This is a genomic window from Sphingobacterium paramultivorum, assembly GCF_014109745.1.
Taxonomy (GTDB): Bacteria; Bacteroidota; Bacteroidia; order Sphingobacteriales; family Sphingobacteriaceae; genus Sphingobacterium; species Sphingobacterium paramultivorum.
Genome location: NZ_CP058555.1, coordinates 4,560,012 through 4,581,434, shown reverse-complemented (window position 1 = coordinate 4,581,434; position 21,423 = coordinate 4,560,012). Strand labels below are relative to the sequence as shown.

General features: G+C 39.2%; 13 protein-coding genes. 3 read left to right on the top strand and 10 right to left on the bottom strand.

Going from position 1 to position 21,423, the window contains the following annotated elements; translation table 11 throughout:
* Position 1 precedes the first annotated feature (1 nt).
* From HS960_RS19205 to HS960_RS19160, 10 genes are all read right to left on the bottom strand, one after another.
* Positions 2-3,484, bottom strand: a complete 3,483-nt coding sequence (locus tag HS960_RS19205; protein ID WP_182330391.1) for a SusC/RagA family TonB-linked outer membrane protein — start codon at positions 3,482-3,484, stop codon at positions 2-4.
* Positions 3,485-3,518: 34 nt separating this feature from the next.
* Positions 3,519-4,634, bottom strand: a complete 1,116-nt coding sequence (locus HS960_RS19200; RefSeq protein WP_153844813.1) for a FecR family protein — start codon at positions 4,632-4,634, stop codon at positions 3,519-3,521.
* A gap of 209 nt (positions 4,635-4,843) precedes the next feature.
* Entirely contained in the window at positions 4,844-5,401 is a 558-nt protein-coding gene (locus HS960_RS19195; RefSeq protein ID WP_153844814.1) for an RNA polymerase sigma factor, read from the bottom strand.
* 200 nt (positions 5,402-5,601) lie between these two features.
* A complete protein-coding gene (locus HS960_RS19190) occupies positions 5,602-6,327 on the bottom strand; it encodes a DUF4998 domain-containing protein (RefSeq protein WP_182330389.1) in 726 nt (241 codons plus the stop codon).
* A gap of 6 nt (positions 6,328-6,333) precedes the next feature.
* Positions 6,334-7,641: a DUF5000 domain-containing lipoprotein gene (locus HS960_RS19185; protein ID WP_120333187.1), complete on the bottom strand. Its 1,308-nt coding sequence runs from the start codon at positions 7,639-7,641 to the stop codon at positions 6,334-6,336.
* Positions 7,642-7,663: 22 nt separating this feature from the next.
* Positions 7,664-9,580 carry a RagB/SusD family nutrient uptake outer membrane protein gene (locus tag HS960_RS19180; RefSeq protein ID WP_153844817.1) on the bottom strand — a complete coding sequence of 639 codons (1,917 nt, stop codon included), beginning with the start codon at positions 9,578-9,580 and terminating at the stop codon, positions 7,664-7,666.
* A 12-nt stretch (positions 9,581-9,592) separates the two neighbouring features.
* Entirely contained in the window at positions 9,593-13,051 is a 3,459-nt protein-coding gene (locus HS960_RS19175) for a TonB-dependent receptor (RefSeq protein ID WP_182330387.1), read from the bottom strand.
* Between the two features lie 303 nt (positions 13,052-13,354).
* Entirely contained in the window at positions 13,355-14,482 is a 1,128-nt protein-coding gene (locus HS960_RS19170) for a FecR family protein (protein ID WP_182330385.1), read from the bottom strand.
* Positions 14,483-14,633: 151 nt separating this feature from the next.
* Complete coding sequence (locus HS960_RS19165; RefSeq protein ID WP_120333010.1) at positions 14,634-15,209, bottom strand: RNA polymerase sigma factor; 576 nt, start codon at positions 15,207-15,209, stop codon at positions 14,634-14,636.
* A gap of 160 nt (positions 15,210-15,369) precedes the next feature.
* Entirely contained in the window at positions 15,370-16,803 is a 1,434-nt protein-coding gene (locus HS960_RS19160) for an arylsulfatase (protein WP_228280085.1), read from the bottom strand.
* A 400-nt stretch (positions 16,804-17,203) separates the two neighbouring features.
* On the opposite strand from HS960_RS19160, the gene HS960_RS19155 reads away from it, so the two are divergent.
* The 3 genes from HS960_RS19155 (at position 17,204) to HS960_RS19145 (ending at position 21,420) form a co-directional block, all read left to right on the top strand.
* Complete coding sequence (locus tag HS960_RS19155; protein ID WP_153844821.1) at positions 17,204-18,190, top strand: LacI family DNA-binding transcriptional regulator; 987 nt, start codon at positions 17,204-17,206, stop codon at positions 18,188-18,190.
* 148 nt (positions 18,191-18,338) lie between these two features.
* Entirely contained in the window at positions 18,339-20,687 is a 2,349-nt protein-coding gene (locus HS960_RS19150; protein WP_153844822.1) for a GH92 family glycosyl hydrolase, read from the top strand.
* Between the two features lie 10 nt (positions 20,688-20,697).
* Positions 20,698-21,420, top strand: coding sequence for a basic secretory protein-like protein (locus HS960_RS19145; RefSeq protein WP_153844823.1), 723 nt, complete (start codon positions 20,698-20,700; stop codon positions 21,418-21,420).
* The last annotated feature ends 3 nt before the right edge of the window (positions 21,421-21,423 follow it).

The window sequence follows — 21,423 nt, the reverse complement described above, 5'->3', positions numbered from 1 at the left end:
TTTAAAAAGTTGCATTTAAACTCAATGTAAATTGACGAGAAAATGGATAACTGGTTCCTCGTTCTTGACGAATAGTTGATATGATAAATGGGTCTGATATATTTAGTCCTACGTTAACATTTTCGAAACCGATTTTTTTAACCCATTTTGCATAACGGAAATCATATTGAACATTGAAATTCCGGGCATAAAAGGTATTCTCGTCTTGTACAAATCGGGATGTTTTATAAGTCGGCGTAGTATTTAATAGTCCTTTAAATGGAACAATATCTCCGGGCTGTTGCCAGCGGCCAGTATATACGCGTTGATCAACATTATTGGAATAATTTCCTGTTTCTACTCGGTCGGCCAGCGTTTTATTATACGTTTGTCCGCCGAACTTATAACTCAAGGCTGCAGTGAATGTCAATCCTTTATAGCGTACCATGGTATTTAAGCTACCCCATATTTTAGGATCTGTATTTCCGACAGCTGTCACATCATTTGCATTCCATGTGTAGGTTGGTGTACCATCCGATGATAAATATAGCTCCTTACCTGTGCTTGGATCTATCCCAAGAGATTTTACAACCCAAATCGCGTTGCTAGAATATCCTTCTATATACATCTGTGCAGCATCGTACTGGTTTCCCTGTAAAGTTTTCTGCGCATCTTTCAAGGCTTCGGAGGTTTTAATGATTTTATTTTTATTATGTAAAACCGTTCCTGAAACAGACCAGGTAACTCCTTCTGGCTTTTTCATAAGAAAAACTGTTGCGTAGAATTCGAATCCTTTATTGCGAAGTTTCCCAACGTTTGATGTGTAGGATTCAAAACCATTAGATGCCGGGGTATTAATAGCCGAGACTAAATCATTGGTGTTTTCGATATAATAATTTGCTTGTAGAAGAAGGTAGCGATTGAATAGATCGACATCTGTTCCAATATTATATTTCATAACTTGTTGCCATTTGAGGTCGGGATTACCCATTCCCAATAAATAGGACCCTATCCAGTTATAATAGCGATCACCGGTGTAGTAAGCGTAAGTCGTGAGCGCCTGATAGGTGTCGAAGTTTGTAGAACCTGAGGTTCCTACAGACCCTCTCAGCTTCAGTCTGTTGATTTTTCCTTCTTTATTGAAAAATTTTTCTTCATCTATATTCCAGCCTAAACCTGCAGACCAAAAAGGTGCGAATTTCTTGTTTGATCCAAATTGGGATGATCCGTCATAGCGAAATGTACCATCAATAAAATAGCGATTGGCATAATTGTAATTTGCATTTCCAACAAATCCCAACGTTCGATAGAAGTATTCTCTACCACTTGGTTTTCCTCCCTTTTGATATTGTAAAGCCATTGATGGGAAATCCAGATTAGAATTTGGAAACCCCTCTGCTAAAAATGAATAGTCGGAAGATTTACTTTGTAAAATATTTGCCTCAGCCCCTGCGAAGATCTGATGTTTATCTTTGATTTTGGTCCTGTAAGATAGGTTCAATCCACCCTCATATCTCATTCCATTTGAAATTCCAAGAGCATAATCCCCTTTTCTAAAGACATCATCACCGGTATAATTTGCAAAGTTTGTATGTTCTGCGGGTCTAAATGCATCATTTTGGCTATTTGTTTTCGTAAAACTAAATTTACCTGTAAGTAGGAGATCCTTTATGATTTTCCACTCAACAGCCGTCTGGTTTGTGATTAGCGTTTGTTCACCTTTTTCAAATGTTTTTAATGTCGCATCATAAAGGGGATTAGTTGGTAAGGTACCCCTTACGTATATGTTGTCATCATTTCCCGGATCGCCCAATACTTTATTGACATTCCCACTAACATCGTAAGGACGCCAGTATGGATTGAGTTTAACATAGTCTGAAAAAGTACCGTATGGAGATTCCTGACTCTTGACATTATTAACATTCAGATAATTTCGAAATAATAGGTTGTTGTAGGTGTATGATAAGGTGATCGATCCATTTATTGTATTTCGTGAAGAACCTTTCATCACACCCGCAGTATTATTGTTCTGTAAGGTTGCGGAATACCGAAATTGCTGGTCACCTCCTTCAAGACGTAGGTTATTTCTCAATGCATGTGAGGTTCTTAAGGGAATTGCCATCCAATCCGTTTCTACGCCACTATTGATTTCGTTGAGAAGAAAATTGTAATATCTCTTTGAAGGTATATCTTGATAAGCATTTGCTTTGTCATAATAACCAGCTTGCCGCTCCAGTTCCAGTTTATCCCTTGCATTGAGGAGATGGTAGCCGCTTAAATCTGCCATCTCAATTTTTAATTCTGATCCAAAAGTTAATCTCAGCTTTCCTGGACGAGGCATTCTAGTTGTTACAACTATAACTCCATTGGCACCTCTGGAACCGTATAAAGCTGTCGCTGCGGCATCTTTTAATAGCGTAATAGCCTCAACATCGTTTTCATTGATATCAATCAACGCTTGCAATGTCGTTTGAAATCCATCTATTACTATTAAAGGGGTATTTAATTGCGTCTTCGTTTCACTTTGAATCTGATTAACATTTGGGATACTTGCATTCCCTCGCATTTGGATCTCTGGAAGCCTATTCGGATCGGAACCAAATAAATTGCTTTCAATGATATTAAACGATGGGTCTATATTTCGAAGTGATGTTACTAAGTTGCGGGAACCGTATTGTTTTAATTCCTTAGCAGAAATAGTTCGAGACGCTCCGGTGAAACTTTTGTCTTCTTTTTTAAAGATACCAGTCGAAACTATAGAAACTTCATCCAGAGCGGTATTTTGTGGCTTTAACTGAATGATCATTTCATCCTTATTCAAACTAGCTTTAACTTCTTTCTTTTCATAACCTACGGAAGAGATAATAAGAATTTCATTTAGTGAGGTTATGGGAAGGTTAAAGCTTCCATCAACTAGACTTTTAACACCTTTCTTTTCATCGTTTCTTAGTCGAATAGATGCGCCCTGAATAGGTTTGCCGTTTTCATCTAGGATCCTTCCGGTGACATAGCTTTGTAAGCTTTTACTTAGTAGTTTGTTGGTCTGGATTGGTTTTGAGATAGGTTTAATAATTACAGTCATATTAACAACCTCATAATCCAAACCATTTGGTTTAAGAATGGCATCTAAAGCTTGTTGAAGGGAGCTATTTTCGAGTCTAACACCCGTATCCTTAATTTTTTCGAGAATGACGTCTTTATAGAAAAAACTATAGCCAGACTGTTTTTCAAGTTGCTGGAAAACTTGCTTGATGGACAACTGATTTGAATTGATAGAGATGCGCTGCGCATTTGTTGTGCCATGGAGCTGCATCAGACTGATCGTCAAAAGCGCCGAAACAAGGTGAAAACGCAGTTTGTTTTTTCGGTTAAATACGGTGGGTAATTTGTTGTCATTACTGCTCTCCACAATAGCCTGAGGCCAGGTGATGGCGTCTGAGTTTGCTGAAATTTGGACATGGTTATCCCATGGGACCGAAGGTTTGGCCTTCCTGTTGTTTTGCATTAGGTTAATGTTTTATAAGTTCAGTATTAATAATTTAGTTTTTCAGTAGGATTGTTTTTTGTTGATTTTTATTCTGTACGATATCGAAATTCAACCCAGCAGTTTGGAGGACGGTTAGGATTTCCTGCAAATTCATCTGCTTATTGATTTTTCCACTGAATCGTTCGTTTATTTCGGAGTCGTCAAGACGGACGTTGAGATCGTACCATCTTGCCAACTGTTGCATGATTTCATTTGCTGTGGCATTATGGAAGGTAAAATAACCTTCACGCCAGGTTATATACTCGGCGGCATCCACATTTTTCTTACTGAGCGTTGTACCTTTAAAATTCGCTTGTTGGTTGGGTGTCAAGAGTATTTTCTGCTGCTGATGTTGTACTTCAACTTTACCTTCAACAAGTGTTGTTTGCGTCGTAAGATCATTATCATAGGCATTGATATTGAAATGTGTACCCAAAACTTTGACTTGTTGATCGGTTGTTTTTACAATGAATGGTTGTTCTGGATTTTTGCTAACTTCAAAATAGGCTTCACCATGTAATTCAACTAAACGCTCTGGGCCTATGAATTTCGAAGGGTAGCTCAAGGAGCTATTCGCATTCATCCATACTTTGGTTCCATCGGGAAGTACAATTTTAAATAGTTGTCCCCGAGGTGTTGAAAGCGTATTTTGAACGATGTGATTTGCGTTGTCATTATAGACAAGTTCTCCGTTTTTGATTTCCTGAACGCCTTCAATAGCTTGGGTAGCTTTACCTTGGTTATTGAGTATGACGACTGCTCCATCTTCAAAAGTAAGCTGTACATTTTCCTGAACGGGGCGTATCATCGCTACTTGCGCAGGTGCTATTTTATCGAACACGGCATGCTGATAGTAGAAGTAGCCCATGGCAAAACCGAGCGCAATCGTAATCGAAGCTGCTATACGAATCCAATACCTATAGCCAATTGATTTAGGTTCAGGGAATGTCATACTATGATTTAGACGTTGTAGTATACGGTGCTGACTTGCTTGAATATCGTTATCCGTCGGCATGTTGCTTGCCTCGGCCTCTTCAAACCATTTTTTCAAGGTATCGTATTCGGCTTTATTTTCGAAGCCCAATAGATAGTTTTTGATTAGTTTTTGCAGCGTATTAGGTACTTTCATCTAGTTAAATCTATTTATTCATTAGTAAGCAGTCTCTTTAAGAGATTTATGTTGCCTTCGACTGTTTCAGCTATGATTGAGTTATCAGTGATATGCATTATCCTGTATCACTTGAATACATCATTATGACTTCACAGGTCGTTTGGTTAGCCTTGTATAGATATAGTCATCGAAAAAACTGAAAGCACCTACGCTAAAATGAAAAAAAATTAAAAAAATGAGAGAAAGGCATGGAAGTCTTTGGTAACTAGGCGTAAACGTTTGAGAGCTTTGTTTATTTGATTCTCAACGGTACTTTTTGATAGTCCGTATTCAAGGGCTATCTGGTTGATGGATTTGTGGTTGATGCGGCTTTCATTGAAAATAATTCGGCAACGTTCAGGAAGATTTTGTATTTCTTCTTGGATGAGGTCCAATAGATAGCGGTAATGTAAGCGATCTTCGATTGGCGCATCATCAACGATGATATCTACTTTATCGATATCCACCCTATGCTGTTCGCTATTTTTATTGAAGTAGGAGAAGGTGAGGTAACGTGCGCCAGTTTTGAGGTATGATTCGATGTTATTGATTTCTTGCAATCTACTCCGGTTTTTCCAGATACTCAGGAATAGATCATGTAGAATGTCTTCCGTTGCTTCTGTATTTTTAGTTTTGGGGTAAACATATTGGTAGATTGTTTTCCAGAAATGATTGTATAGTGCATCGAATGCAGTTCGGTCGCCTTCTGCGATTTGTTTCAGCCAAAGTGCAATTGTACTATCCATCTTTTAGTTCCCCAATTATGGTACAAATGTATCTAAAAAAAAGATAGTTAAAAAAGGTTAGACAGGGAACTGCTTGAGAAGCGTTTCCGTCTAACCTTTTCTGTTGTAATCTACGGGATCAAAAAATGCATGTAAGGAAATCCCAATTATTTACCTTACCAAGTATCGTCGCAATAGTTACAATTTTGTTGGTATTCTTGTTATTTGCTATATTTCTGTTCTGTAAAAGCGGTATAAAAATAGTCGATAGAAGCTTGTACAGGTTTGTAAACAGTCCTATACTTGACCGTGCTTGGACTAACAATATTTTTTAAACTTGCAAAATCCTCATAGGGTGTAATACGCACAGTTGTGGAATCTCCGGAATTGTTACGATAGGTGACCTCTGTAAATTGCATTGGATAAAATGTGCCCTGTCTGGGCAAATTGTTCTCTCGGGCTAGTACCAGGAAATGCTCGTTGGCGTTTGCTTTGTCAAATTTTGAAAATGAGCGATTTACAAGGGTACGTATATAACTCTGACCGTAAATAAACTGACTCGAGGCTACCGATCGAGAACTATCACCCTGACTGGTAAATGAATAAACGTTTGCCGTATATGTTGCCTCCGAAAGTGCATCTAAGGTGATGAGTTTGACTTTCCCATGTTCACTGGCTTCTATCGGGTAATTTTTTACTTCTGCCGTAGGTGAGAGACTGCTCCTTAGATAGACTCTAACGCTATTCACTTTGGGGTCTGTCGTTACCTTAAATCGTAGTATCCCTCTTTGGTTACCGGGGATAATAGATAGCGAATCTATCCGGCCCGGATAGTAAATTTCCCCATTTTTTAGGTATTCCCCATAATAGTAGTCTGACGGCTTGCAACTGTAGGTTAAAAGGACAGTACCCAATACGATCAGCATATAATTCAATATCTTTTTCATAATTTATCAGTCTACGTATTTTCCATATAATTTCAATTCCGATATAGCAACTGTGAGGGCATTACCCAGAGGTTGTTCTCGAACGCCGTTCCATGTACAGTTTACTTTTATGCGGAAATATTTGAATCCGCTCGGGTTGTCCCAGTTTACTTCAAAATCTTCTCCCTTACGTGCATAATCTTGATCCTCACTATTTGCGTTAGTGCCAAAAGCTAGGCCGGATGGACGGACGCCTTCAAATGTTCCGAGTAATGTCCAAGAATCCCAGGAGCCATCTTGTGCAGGTGAATTACTGCCATAAAGTTCGAATTCTTTTGGGTGTGTAGCTTGAAACAATAGCCCATAATTGTCGTTTCGACCCCAAAGTTTGACCCGACTTACCTGTGCCTTTTTACGCGCATCCAACGTGAATTGGAATGGGATCGGAGCAGCCTTACCCCACCACTGCTTGTTTGTGATATAATATGGTGATCCTTCAATCCCATCAAATAGTGATACCTGCATTTCGGCACTTCCGCTTTGTGCATTGTAATTGCTGATGTAATCACCATTTCTATTCATATCGCTATAGGCCGTGATACCATTATAGATCAGTAAATTGTTGATTTCATATTCTTCTTGTGGTGTTAAATTGCGACGAATGGTGTCTGATACATTACCCCATTGATCGCGTATTACAATACCGTAGGTTGTTGCGATCGGTTGTTCTCCACGAACGCGAATAACACCTTCTTTGGACTTTGTATAGGTCTCGTTCAGGACATTCCAGCCGATCTCTTTGGTGGTCGGATTTTCCCCATATTTGAATACACTTAAAATGATATTTGCAGCATCTTTATTTTCAAATTTGAGGTTTACACCACCAAATGTACTATAGAAAAAATCGTTAGATTTAAACGATTCGGCTAAGATGATATAATTGGGCTTTCCTGTCTTGATTTTAATAGTAACAGGATCGGATTCCACGTCACCAACTGAGACAGCAACAAGTTTAACTTCATGTTCACCTATCGCAGCATATCCTTGTACAGCAAGTTGGTTATCGTATATGCTGGCCTTGGTGACCATTTCTTTTCCATTTTCCAATGTATACGTTGCCTTGACATAGCGTAAGTCTGCTGAAGTAGGTAAATCGTAGCTGATCTTTGCTCCGCCAGGAGCTTCTTCATAGGCAAGGTTCTTTAAGGTATTCGGTTTTTCTCCTTGTCTTGCTGCGGTAATGCCTATGTCTTCCTTGCAACTTGTCCATAGTAATGGAGCCATCAAAAGGATTGCTAGCATGATTGGAGCGGTTTTATTTATTAAATTTTTCATTATGCGATATTTGTAATTTAAATTACCATCCTGCACTTTGGACAAGATTTGGGTTACGTCTTCTTTCATTTAAGCTCAATGGCCAAAAGTAATCCCGATCCATAAATGACCGTGTATATAATAGTGTTGTCCGATAGTAAGAGCCTTCGGATGATTGATTGATATCCCATCCTAAAATTGGATTGTTTAGTTCTTTGACGGCATCTTTCCAACGGCGAAGATCCCAAAAACGTACACCTTCCAAAGCAAACTCATTTGTACGTTCACGTTTGATAATTTCACGCAGTCCATCTTTAGTTGCAGGTTTATTTGGCGCAGAAGAGTAATTTTGCCATGATTCAACTACACCTTTAAGACCACTGCGCGTTCGGACAGCATCAATGTAGGAATAAGCTTCTGCTGAGGGACCATTTGTTTCGTTTAATGCTTCTGCATAGTAAAGGTAAAGATTTGCTAAACGTATGATCGGATGGCCAAACAACCGCGCAGTATATGCATTACTTGCACCAACAGTACTTCGATAATTATAATGTTTTTTTGAGGCATATCCTGTCCAATTGAATCGTGTGGGGTCCACTTTTCCTGAAGATCCCGAATATTTGAGATCAATATTGTAAGCATTTGCATCCGAACCGGCTTGCAACATAAATACACGTCCGGCATCAAACATTAAGGTGCCATAAAATCTATTTTCCCGATTTAGATTCATTCGGGCTGTTTGTTTCCCAGCGACCAAATCGTATTTATAAGCATCTGTGTTGGGAACTGTAATCAAATCGAATCTCGATGTATATGGATAAGTAATATCCTCCTCAATAGGGACGCCATTGTTTGAATAAAATTTTTCAACAATATTTATTGTTGCAGACATAAAGCCCAACAGGGTTCCCGACGTTGCATTGGCGGTATAGCGAGGAAGCATAAAATAACCTTGGATGGTTCCATTGGCAGTTGATTTCGTATCTAACCACAATACTTCTGGATTATCGGTGTTTTCGTTATAGGCCTCCCGAATATTCATTTGAAACTGTGTACTCGCTTGTGGGGTGAATCCTCCAGTGGGCGTCCAGGTATGCAGTTTCTTTCCATGTTCAGTAGCAAAATCGATGGCTTCTTTACAAGCTTTCGCTGCCAATTGCCATTTTTCAACCGAATAGGTATGGTTGAACAACTCTTTCCCATCGCTGTTTTTAATAGAAGCTTCCGTACCAACATTTCCATTGAAAAGAGGGCTGGCGGCATAAACCAATATCTCAGCCTTCATTGCCTTGGCGACGATTTTTGTGATGCGTCCTGTTTCACTGTTCACTGCAGTAACGTCATCCATTAAATTGGGGATGGATTCATCAATCATACTGACAACATAGTTGAAGCATTCATCTATACTATTTCGAGGCAACTGAGAAGATCCCGGGCTATCATAGATAGGGATATTCTTGTCTCTGATAGGTACTGGACCGTACTGTTTCATTAGGAGAAAGTGATAGTAGGCTTTCAGAAATTTGACTTCTGAGATCCACATCTGTTTCTCTTCGTCTGTCATATCCGGTACCGACATAATATTGTCGAGAAATGTATTGCAGTTTGTGATACCCACCCAAAGATTTGTTGCTCCATTGTTCCCATCCCAAGCATTTAACAGGGGGTTGTCGCCATTTTGGTTGCCCAAAGCGATTCTCCAATTGAAGTACCCCGAATAGGTTGATTCGGAGTTTAACCAAAATTCATCTCCAGAGAGCCAACCTGGGTTATTGGTCATCGAAAAGCTTTGTGGTAATTGACTATAACAAGTCACTAAATAACGCTCGGCCATTGTGCGCATTGCAAATGCTTGATCGAGTACAGGTGCATTATCTGGAACAACATCCAGAAATTTATTACAGGAGGTCGAAAGACCTACGAACAACCCTAACGCGATTATACTTTTCTTAAATCTCATTTTCATAGTTTCTTATAAATTAGCATTGATACCAATGTTAAATACCCTTTGCAGCGGATAGTTTAGCGCATTACCACCCATTTCAGGATCCCATAATTTGAAAGAGCTAAATCGCAATAGATTTGTTGCACTGGCATAAATACGTAGGTTTTTGAATTTGTATCGTTGCGTTAGTTTTTTGTTGAATGTGTAGCCTAGTTCGACTTGTTTTAACCGAAGCAGACTGCCATTACGCATCCAAAAAGTACTTTGAACCGTATTGTTGGCCATTGGCATTACGCTTAAACGAGGCCATGCTGCATAGATATTTTTATTGTCTTCGGACCAATAATTATTTGCCCATTCTTGGAAGACAGCGTTGGGTGATGTTTCAGCACCGAATGGAGCAATTCCTCGACTCAATGGACTGCTCGTATTATTCGTTGTTGGATTAATAAATAACGATGTTCTTCCAACTCCGCTAAAAAAGAACGAGCAGTCGAAACCTTTATAGCCAGTGCTTAAACCAAACCCATAATTGATTTCTGGAGTCGTAGGATAGCCAATTGGCATGCGGTCGTCGTCATTGATTAAACCGTCTCGGTTAACGTCCAAGTATTTGATATCTCCGCCACGGACTGTTGATCCGAATTCTTGGGCGGGACTATTATAGACTTCGTTATCATCAATAAACAAGCGCTCCGCTATATAGCCGAACTGATTGCTTACGGAAGTTCCTTGGCGTTGACGGTACTCGTTTTTATAGGCTGGCTCTTCGAAAAATGCATATTCCCCTGTTGCAAAAGTGAATGTTCCTCTACCTTGGAACCATAAATCACTGTTAACAGACTTATTGTAGACCAATTCTCCGTCAAATCCCTTACTCTTATATTTTCCGACATTGGCAAAAACAGAGGCGGTTAGACCATTGATTGAGGATAATGAACGTGCTTGAACGATATTGTCGCGTTCTTGCTGATAAAAATCACCTGTAAATGTTAATGCGCCTTTAAATAAGCTTAAGTCAATTCCTAAATTGGTTTGTTTGGAAATTTCCCATCTAATGTCGGGGTTGGCATACCGATTGACCACAATACCGTTGACGGTTCTACGCCCTGACTCGGCAGGTAAGCCAAAGGAATAACCATAGTCTGTGCTATTAAGGTTGACATCTGAAAGATAGAAGAATCGAGTATCAAGTATCTGGTCATTCCCGAGAACACCACGAGTGAAGCGGAATTTTAAATTACTGACGACATCCTTAATTGGTTCGAAAAACTGCTCATTGGAGACATTCCATGCTAAACCGAAGGAAGGGAAAAATCCCCAACGAAATTTGTCCGAAAACTTCTCCGAGCCATTGTACCCAAAAGCAAATTGAGCGTGATAACGATTATCATAACCATAGGTGAAACTACCTGATAAGGACACATTTCTGTTGGGAAGCGTATTGATTAGGGAAATGTTATTGTCGACGGGTGTTTTGATATTATCCCGAATGGTGTTGATCAACATTCCAAATACATTATGCTTCTCATTAAAGGTCCGTTGATAGGAGAGCTGATTCTCCATATAGAAAACAGCGGATTGGGTTCTTTCTCCAGGAACAAAGTCGAGATATTCTGTTCCTGTTTCAGGATTGATCTCGCGAAAGAGCAAAGAGTTGTTTTTTGGATCGGTTCCTATTGGCTCATAATAAAACGGGTTGTACTGGCGTGATTGGGCAAAATAAGAATTTCTGCTTAGATTAAAGAGTCCTCTATAATTTAGACCTTCCAAAAGAATTGTTGAAAAATCTTGTTTTAATTCCAATTGTACCTGAATATCACTTCGCTTTCTTTCCGAGTATCCGCGCATAATCTGTGCGTAAGGGTTGGCATACTGTCCCTTATCGGCATTTCCGAAGAGTGGATGCTGAATATAGGACTGACTAGGACCAGCTTGATATACAGGGAGAAATAAAACAGGATTTGCACGAAGTGCAAGATTGTAGGCCTCTGCTCCATTTGTCGGTGGACCACTGTAATTTTGAAGATTGGCCACGGTGCGAACCATAGCGAATGTTGATTTGGTTAAGTTGATACCAATATTGCTCCGCAGGTTCATAACTTTGAAATTAACGTTATTGTTAAAGTTGTTCAAAGCATCCATTTTAAGTAGACCATTGTCATTGGTAAAATTTCCACTCACGTTATAAGTTGCAATTTGTCCACCACCAGATACACTTAAGTTGTAGTTTTGGGTTGTTGTGGTCTTCTTAGTGAGGGCATTGAGCCAATCTACTGCTGGGTAGGTGATAGGATCATCTCCAGCAGCAGTGCGTTCAATTTTATATTGCCCATAAGGTTCTACCCCCAAGGGGTCACGTGTTGTAACAGCTTCGTTGTACATTTTCATCCAAGTGACAGGATCAGCAAATTTCAACGTTTGGGTAGGTGTTGATATTCGTTGTTCGGCTCTAAAGCTGATCGTTGCAGGTCCGTCACGTCCTACCTTTGTTGTCACGAGGACAACACCATTTGCTCCGCGAGAGCCATATACGGCTGATGCGGTGGCATCACGTAAGATCGAAAAGTTTTCGATGTCATCAACTGGGATACGTGCCAAATCATCCGCTGTGACCTCCATATTGTCAACAAGGATTAACGGCTTGTTATTTGTTCCAAAAGTTCCTACACCTCTGATGAAGAAATCGGCATTATCGCCTCCCGGCTCTCCGCTACGTTGAAATGAAACGACACCGGCAACTTTGCCTTGTAATGCTGCCGTAAGATTGCTTACTGGGGCACGTAATTCTTTGGGGCTAAGTGATGAAACGGAACCAATAAGGTCGCTCTTCTTGGAACGTTGACCAAATGCTGTAACAACGACTTCGTCAATGGAACTTGATGCAGATTCTTTTAATATGATATCAAATTTTGATTTTCCGTTAATAGCAACTTCCTGTGGGTCATATCCAACCATTGTGAAAATCAGGGTCGCATTAGCGGGTACTTTTAGTACAAAAGCTCCATTGATATCTGTTGCTGTACCAAGGCCTGATTTCCCCTTGATACTTACACTTACACCGGTAAGTTTTCTGCCTAAGGTGTCACTGACAGAGCCTATTACTTGAGTTTCTTGCTGTAGGTCTAAACTCTTATTGATTATTGGTCTGCTAATAATCTTGTTAAGGTCCTCTCTCAGCGGTTCATTTTTTTTCTTAATGACAATTGTTTTGTCAAAGAAATCGTAAGTAAAATCTGCATTTCCCAATACAATGTTTAAAACCTGTGAAAATGGCTGGTTTTTTACATCGATAGAGATGTCTTTATTGGCAGATATTTCATTCTTTTTATAGAAGAAAGTATATCCACTTTGTTTCTCAAGATCTTTTAAAATAACTTGAAGACTCGCATTATGCTTTTTAAGCGTAATTTGCTGTGCATAGGTATGAGCATCCACTTGGGATAGTCCTATGCCGATCAATAAAGTGATTAAGTTGACCCTCATAAGAGATCTAGGTAATGGTCGCGCAAAAAAAGGTATTTGTTTTTCACTTTTAAGGCTTTTATTAGGCGTCATGTGAACGCCCAACAAACCTTCATGAAAATCCCTCTCCTTCTTCATGAACGGAGTTATTGAAAATTTCATTAAATTCGTTTGGTTTTAATGTATTAATAATTGAGATGTTATACGATGCTTTAATACCAATTACTACTACGGATTCTGCGCCAACAGGGTCCGTTTTTTATTGGTATTATCAATAAGGATTTATGGTGGCAGTTTTGTGCTTGTCATAATTTTAGCAATTGGTTATGTAATGATTAATTTAATTCGGCTATTGTCACCCACCAAAGCTTTTGTATTGATATCTGCAAAATTGAGCAGCTCAATCAATTTGTTTAAGCTTAGATTGCGGGGAATTGTACCCGTGTATTGTTCTTTACTTTTACTTCGTCTGTACGTAATGTCAATATTATACCAGCGGGCAATTTGTTGCATTACCTCTTCCGTGTTATTACCATTGAAATAAAACTGACCTTTTTTCCAACTTAATACTTCTTCAAGATCTATGTGGCGGGAATTTAGTGTGCCATGTTGCAGAGTAGCCTGCTCATTTGGTTTTAGGTAAAGATTGGATTGAGGTACATCTTGTGCTGAGACTACAACAGACCCTTCCTCTAGGGTTGTTTGTGTTCTATCTGTCTCGGGGTATGCGTTGACATTGAAGCGGGTTCCAAGAACTTCAATTTTCTGACCACGTGTTTTAACGATAAATTTGCTTTTATTGGTTGTTTTCTGTACATGAAAGTAGGCTTCACCCTGTAATTCAACTTCTCTGTTTCCATTATCAAAGGAGGTTGGGTAAGAGATTTTCGAATCAGCGTTTAGTGTCACTAATGTGCCATCTGATAAGGTTAGGTCATAGGTGGCACCCTTTGGCGTATACATGCTATTTTTTTGTATACTTATTTGTCCTGTTTTAACATCATGATAGCTGATTTGTCCCTTACCATCCTTTTTTATAATGACATCGCCTGTTTGTATACTTTGATTGAGCGAAAGATGTTCGAGATCTATTCGTTTACCATTTCCCAAGATAATGATTGCTCTTTCTTTACCGGGAGGGATTGATGCCAATTGCTCTGTGGTCGCTAAGATCTCGGGCTTTGGCCAGAATTGTAAGATCGAAAAACCTATCAGCAGTATACTGGCGGCGATTGCTATATACCTGACTGTCCGAAACTGTATAATATTTCTTGCCGGATTTTGTATTTCCTTGATAAGACTCTTTTTTGCATTATTTTGAATATCCACAAATTCGGTCTCAGAAATGCCATTTTCGGACTGTTTTTCAAACCAGTCGAGTAGTTCTTTTCTATCTTGAACAGTATCCTTCCTGTTCAAGAAGACGGAAATCAGCTTGTATATTTCGTTCATTTGATTCATAACAGGTTCCATTGGAATGGTCAGTTACTATACAAGTGTGTAAAATAAGGTGGAACCTCCAGTCGAAAATGAAAAAAAAGTGTTTTTTTTAAAATGGATAAAATATCTATGAAAATACCTGTTAAAAAGGTACGGGTGTTGACTAGAAAAACAGTGTAAAATGAAATAAATGGCTTGTCGCTGCTCGAAGATGTTTGATTGCTTTATTAATGTGTTTTTCGACGGTAGACTCGCTGATATTAAGCTGCTGGGCAATAGCTTTGTTGCTCATGTAGAAGTCACGGCTCAATTTAAATACTTCTCGGCACTTTTCGGGAAGGTTTTCGACTTCTTTGGCGACAATATCGATGATATAACGATAATAGAGTTTATCTTCTATTGCAACGGTTTCATCTTCCAGTTCGAGCTCCTCAAAATCGAGAGATGATACCTTTAATTTTAAATTCTTGCGATAATGAGCAAGGATGAGGTACCTACAGGAGCTAAATAGATAGGCCGGGAGAGATTCTATTTGTTCAATCATTTCCCGATTTTTCCATACTGACATAAAAAGATCGTGCAGTATATCTTCAGCGACTTCACTGCTAGCAACTTTTTTTGCAATAAAAGCGATTAAATCGGGCGTAAAAAGGTCATATAATATAACAAATGCTCGTTGGTCCCCTTGGCGTATAAGAGGGAGAAGTTCGTGATATTGATATGATTTTTGATTTTTCATGGGTGTACTCGGGCAGTAAACTTAGCGAAAAAAATATGATTTCTTGTTACAGGAAAGATAATCTCTATTTTTTAGCGTTCTTACTACATTGCTATATTTTCAGTGACTTTAATCGTTTTTTGGGGAATAACACTCAGTTAGCTACTCCCCAAACTTAGTTTTATTTTTTGTGCGTGTTTACACTTGTCAATGGGAAAATACCACTTTCGACATGCGCTTTTTCAATCAGCTGACGTAATTCTTTTACTTTCGTTGGGTTTCCTTGGGCAATATTGTGTTGTTCTTTTGGATCTTGTTTGAGATTATATAGTTCGGCTGTAGGTTGGCTACTTGTAACTTTTTGTAAGATAAGTTTCCAATCTCCCTGGCGCAGGGCTTGACGCCCCCCATCTTCATGAAATTCCCAGTACAGGTATTGGTGCTGTTTTTGTTGCTTATTTTTACCTAGCAACGTTGGCAAAAATGAAATTCCGTCTGTATAATGCGGTTTTTTTGTCGCGGCAAGCTCGACCATCGTAGGCATAATATCCCAAAAAGCGCCCAGGTAGTTTGAGGTTTTCCCTTCGGCAACTTTGCCATGCCAATAAACAATGAAAGGGGTCTTAATGCCACCTTCATAGAGGTCGCGTTTGTTGCCGCGTAACCCGCCAGAGCTATTGAAAAAATTGGGATCGGCTCCGCCTTCCTTGTGCGATCCGTTGTCGCTCGTGAAAATGATAATTGTATTATCCAATAGCTTGTTCTCGCGTAACCGATCAACAATTTGACCGACATAAGCATCCATACGGCTTACCATACTCGCATACATGGCATGCGGTTTTTCTACCGAAGCGTAACCGGGAACAGTCGCTTGTGGGCCATAGTCATTTCCTTTATGTGGTTTTTCATCAAACCTGTCTGCATATAATTGATAATATTTGTCATCCGGACCTGATAATTCGGCGTGAGGAAGAACTGTAGGTACATAAAGGAAAAAAGGCTTTTCTTTATTTTCATCAATAAATTTCAAGGTCTTTTCTTGGATTAATGCCGGTGCATACTGCCCTTGGGCCATTAAACCATTTTCATGGAGTTCTATCCTTTCGTTATTATGCCAGAGGTGAGTTGGGTAGTAACGATGGGATTGACGTTGGCAGTTATAGCCATAGAATTCATCGAATCCTTTTTGATCAGGAGCACCTGTTGTATGGACCATTCCAAGTCCCCATTTTCCAAACGCACCGGTTGTATATCCTGCCTGTTGTAGAAGCATAGCAAAAGTTTGTACAGAGTCGACTAAGGGTTGTTGTCCTTCGGGCTCAAGTTCTTTGTTACCCCTTACATAGGTGTGGCCAGTATGCTGTCCTGTCATTAAAGATGATCGCGAGGGAGCGCACACTGATGTACCAGCGTAGAAGTTGTCAAATTTCATCCCTTTGGCAGCCAATGAATCGATATGCCTCGTTTCAATTTTTTGCTGACCGTATACACCAAGGTCTCCATAACCAAGATCATCTGCCATGATAAGTACAATATTCGGTCTCTGGTCCTTCTTTTGAGCAATAGCAAGAGAGGCTAGAGTCAAAAGAAGAGATAACATAAAAGATGTTTTCATTTGCATTCGGTTATTTCTTTAAATTAATTTTTTTCTTAGCTAAGATTGTCCACTAGTTTATATTGCAGTGCAACTTAATCCATTAAAACAGTCAGGTGGTCCTATTTAATTTTATTTATAATGGTTCGTATGTTTTTTTAGAATAATACTTCTTTAAAATAGAAGTATTATTCTAAAAAGAATGAGCGTTAAATTTACTCAAAAATATCTTTTTGATCGTATTGGCTTGCATTCGTGGAGGGATAGCAACGGTAATGAAAGAGCCTTAATTTGATAATCTGTTCCTTTTTGCTGCCTACGCATACGATTGTGTAATAATTTATTGTGTGATGTCAATTGTAATCTCCGATATGTTCATATTTATTTTCTAATTTCACCCTAATTTTATGAAAATGCTCTTATGGCCAAATCAATTAAAGAAATAGCACAGGAACTCAATGTGTCTAAATCAACTGTTTCGTTAGTCATTAATCACAAAGCCGAGCGAGCACGTATTAGCAAGGAATTGGAAAACCGTGTACTTGCATACGTTGAAAAAGTTGGCTATAAGCCCAATGCTCTCGCCAAGAGTTTAGCAACGGGGCGGTCAAATACCATTGGTCTAATTGTAGAGAATATTGGGGATTCTTTTTTTGGTCCATTTGCATTGTATGTAGAGGAATTGTTCCGAAAGAAAAATTATCACGTCCTCTACAGTAGTACGCTTGGAGATTCGCAAAATGCACGCGATATCATCGATTCGATGTTGGAAAAGAAAGTGGAGGGTATTATTTTGGCCCCGACAGTAGATCTGGAAGAGTATCTGCGAAAAATATTGGAGCATAAGGTTCCGTTGGTAGTTTTTGATAGAAATTCTCCAACAGTGGAAACCCATTATGTACATATTGACAATGAAGTTAGTGGGAAGAATGCATGTGACTATTTGAAATCTATTGGTTGTAGAAATTTTGGGCTGGTAACCATCGATTCGGATCAACCACAAATGCTGGCACGTAAGCGTGCTTATTTGGAGTTTTGTGACACATACGGAATGGAACCTCGCATACTGCAATTACCTTATCAGCACCTGAAACAGAAAGGTTCACGTATGTTGAAAAATTGGGCAGCTAAGCAGGTAGGCTTAGATGGTCTATTTTTTACCACAAATTATCTTTGTATTCTCGGATTAAAGGTATTGCGGTCGGCGCCTGAGAATAGCTATAATTTTCCGATGTTTTCTTTTGATGACCATGAATTATTTGATATTTTGAATCCTAAAATTTCCTGTATCCAGCAACCATTGGAACCTCTGGCTAAAACTTGTGCGAAAGTTTTGTTAAAGGAAATAGATCAAGGGATATCCACACCAAAAGAATATATCATCTCAACGAAATTGATTCGGCGCTAAAATGGGACAACAAATGGATATATAAAAATTGAATTGTAAAAATCATAAGACGTGTTTGTCCAATTCCAGGTCTTTATTTTGATTTAATATTCTTTTTTATATCTTTACTAATACGTTTTAGTAGAAATATTTTTATATATCCTAAATAATGAAGAAATCTTTAAGTGTTTTTCTAGGGTCGTTATTGTCTTTGGGTTTGTTTTACGCAAAACCGGTTTTGGCTCAGAAATTTAGAGGGCAGCAGCTAGAAGCTGTCGATCTTGTTAATCCATTAATGGGTACCGAATCCAAATTTGAGTTGTCCAATGGTAACACCTATCCCTCGATTGCGAGACCTTGGGGCATGAATATGTGGACACCACAAACAGGGAAAAATGGCGACGGATGGCAGTATCAATATACCGCTGATAAGATTCGTGGTTTAAAACAGACTCACCAACCATCACCCTGGATGAATGATTACGGTGTTTTTTCTATCATGCCTGTGACCGGAAAACCTGTATTTGATCAAGATGAGCGTGCGAGCTGGTTTTCGCATAAAGCGGAAATTGTAAAACCGTATTATTATTCGGTTTATCTAGCAGATCACGATGTGACTGCAGAGATGACACCAACAGAACGCGCAGCCATGTTTAGGATCTCGTTTAATAAAACAGACGACGCTTATATTGTTTTGGATGCTTATGAAAAGGGATCTGAAGTGCAGATTATTCCAGAAAAAAATATGATAATTGGCTATTCTTCGAAATATGCACGCGGTCCGCTGCCAGCTAATTTCAAGAATTATTTTGTTTTGGTTTTTGATCAGCCTTTTGCAAGTGTCGCTACTTGGGAAGGCAAAGAGAAGAAGGATGGGCAACTTCAGATCAAAGGTGATCACACTGGTGCAATCGTAGGGTTTAAGGTAAAAGACAAAACGAAACCAGTACAGGTGAAAGTGGCGTCTTCCTTTATCAGTGCCGAACAAGCCTTATTAAACTTAAATGAGTTAGGTAATAAATCTTTCGATCAAGTAAAAGAAGACGGACGTCAGATCTGGAATTCCACTTTAGGGAAGATTAAAGTAGAGGGTGATGATATTGATCAACTGCGTACATTTTATTCGACCATGTATCGGACTTTATTTTTCCCGAACAAGTTATATGAAATTGATGCGCAAGGAAAGGCTGTACATTACAGTCCATATAATGGAAAAACACTTCCTGGCTATTTATTTGGAGGAACAGGTTTTTGGGATACTTTTAGAGCGTTGTATCCATTCTTAAACTTTATGTATCCTTCCATTAATAAGGAGATGCAAGAAGGTTTACTTAATGCGTATTTAGAAGGAGGTTTCCTTCCTGAATGGAGCAGTCCTGGATATGCCGATATCATGGTGGGTAATAACTCCGCTTCGGTGGTTTCGGATGCTTATATGAAAGGATTACGCGGTTATGATATCAATAAGTTATACGAAGCTTTACAACACGGTGCTAATAACGAAGGACCAATGAGTGCTGTTGGAAGAAAAGGGGTGGAATATTATAATAGTTTAGGTTATGTGCCATATGATGTTAAAATCAATGAAAATGCAGCACGTACATTGGAATATGCTTATGACGATTTCACTATTTACCAATTGGCAAAAGCGTTGAACCGTCCGAAAGCTGAAATTGATTTGTATGCTAAGCGTGCACAGAACTACAAGAATTTATTTGATCCATCGACCAATCTTATGCGTGGAAAGAATAAAGATGGAAAATTCCAGGCTCCTTTTAATCCATTAAAATGGGGTGACGCATTCACAGAAGGAAATAGCTGGCATTATTCGTGGAGCGTATTTCACGATGTTCAGGGGCTTATCGATTTAATGGGCGGAGAGAAGACTTTTGTGAGCATGTTGGATTCGGTGTTTGTTCAGTCCCCAGATTTCGACGATAGCTATTATGGTGGTATTATCCATGAAATACGTGAAATGCAAGTTGCGAATATGGGGCAATATGCACATGGTAATCAGCCAATTCAGCATATGCCATATTTGTACAATTACGCTGGCCAACCTTGGAAAACACAATATTGGGTGCGTCAAGTGATGGACCGAATGTATAAGCCTACACCTGATGGCTATTGTGGTGATGAAGATAATGGTCAAACCTCTGCATGGTATGTCTTTTCAGCGCTTGGATTCTATCCGGTTTGTCCGGCGACGGATGAATATGTGCTCGGAGCTCCATTATTTAAAAAAGTGACCTTAACATTTGAAAATGGTAAGACATTGACCATTGATGCACCAAAGAACTCAGCTGAAAATGTATATGTAAACACATTACAAATGAATGGTAAGGATTATGGCAAGAACTGGTTAAGTCACAGAGCATTGCATGAAGGTGGCACACTTAATTTTGACATGACGGCAAAACCCAATTATACGAGGGGATCGTCCAAAAATTCAGCGCCTTATTCAATGACAACGGATTCGCAAACAAATATCAAGTTGAAGTCGAACAAAAAGAAATAATCATTGGGTTATGATAAACTTTAAAAACTTAAAAGTAGTTGTTACCGTATTTGGCTTGGTATACTCTTGTTCACTTTTCGCGCAGGACAACTGGAAACATACAGAAAACGACCGCAAAGTGGCTGTGGATGTTGATAGTATCAGTAAAGGTGGGTACACCCTGATTTGGATAAATAAAGACAAAGATTTTAGTGCTCCTTTAAAAGAAAGGTTGGTGGCGGCATATTTTACAAACTATCCTAAACTAGCCAAGAAATATAATAAAAAGACCATAAAAAAGGTGTCTTTCGTTATTGATCCGGACTATAAAGGTGTGGCAGCAACAGCGGGCGGGATCGTCCGTTACAGTCCAGCTTGGTTTGCCAAAAATCCGGGTGATATTGATGTGGTTACCCATGAGGTAATGCATATTGTCCAAGCATACCCCGATGGGGCAGGCCCTTGGTGGATTACCGAGGGGATAGCCGATTTTGTGCGATTTGATGATGGAATAGATAATGCTGGAGCAAATTGGAAGCTGCCAGAATATAACGAAAAGCAGAAATATACAGATTCTTATCGTATTACAGCGCGCTTTTTGTACTGGATCAATCTACATGTAAAGAAGGATTTTGTCAAAAAATTGGATGCGGCGATGCGTAGCAAAAGCTATAGTGATGCTTTTTGGAAAGTGGAGACGGGTAAAACTATTGATGAGCTGTGGGCCGATTATAGCCAAAATCCCAAACTATAATTC

Excerpts from the sequence above, each read along its gene's own strand:
- HS960_RS19195 (WP_153844814.1), bottom strand. The coding sequence starts at position 5,401 with ATGGATAGTACAATTGCACTTTGGCTGAAACAAATCGCAGAAGGCGAC.
- HS960_RS19165 (WP_120333010.1), bottom strand. The coding sequence starts at position 15,209 with ATGAAAAATCAAAAATCATATCAATATCACGAACTTCTCCCTCTTATA.
- HS960_RS19180 (WP_153844817.1), bottom strand. The coding sequence starts at position 9,580 with ATGAGATTTAAGAAAAGTATAATCGCGTTAGGGTTGTTCGTAGGTCTT.
- HS960_RS19200 (WP_153844813.1), bottom strand. The coding sequence starts at position 4,634 with ATGAAAGTACCTAATACGCTGCAAAAACTAATCAAAAACTATCTATTG.
- HS960_RS19190 (WP_182330389.1), bottom strand. The coding sequence starts at position 6,327 with ATGAAAAAGATATTGAATTATATGCTGATCGTATTGGGTACTGTCCTT.
- HS960_RS19160 (WP_228280085.1), bottom strand. The coding sequence starts at position 16,803 with ATGAAAACATCTTTTATGTTATCTCTTCTTTTGACTCTAGCCTCTCTT.
- HS960_RS19185 (WP_120333187.1), bottom strand. The coding sequence starts at position 7,641 with ATGAAAAATTTAATAAATAAAACCGCTCCAATCATGCTAGCAATCCTT.
- HS960_RS19150 (WP_153844822.1), top strand. The coding sequence starts at position 18,339 with ATGAAGAAATCTTTAAGTGTTTTTCTAGGGTCGTTATTGTCTTTGGGT.
- HS960_RS19145 (WP_153844823.1), top strand. The coding sequence starts at position 20,698 with ATGATAAACTTTAAAAACTTAAAAGTAGTTGTTACCGTATTTGGCTTG.
- HS960_RS19175 (WP_182330387.1), bottom strand. The coding sequence starts at position 13,051 with ATGAGGGTCAACTTAATCACTTTATTGATCGGCATAGGACTATCCCAA.
- HS960_RS19155 (WP_153844821.1), top strand. The coding sequence starts at position 17,204 with ATGGCCAAATCAATTAAAGAAATAGCACAGGAACTCAATGTGTCTAAA.
- HS960_RS19170 (WP_182330385.1), bottom strand. The coding sequence starts at position 14,482 with ATGAACGAAATATACAAGCTGATTTCCGTCTTCTTGAACAGGAAGGAT.
- HS960_RS19205 (WP_182330391.1), bottom strand. The coding sequence starts at position 3,484 with ATGCAAAACAACAGGAAGGCCAAACCTTCGGTCCCATGGGATAACCAT.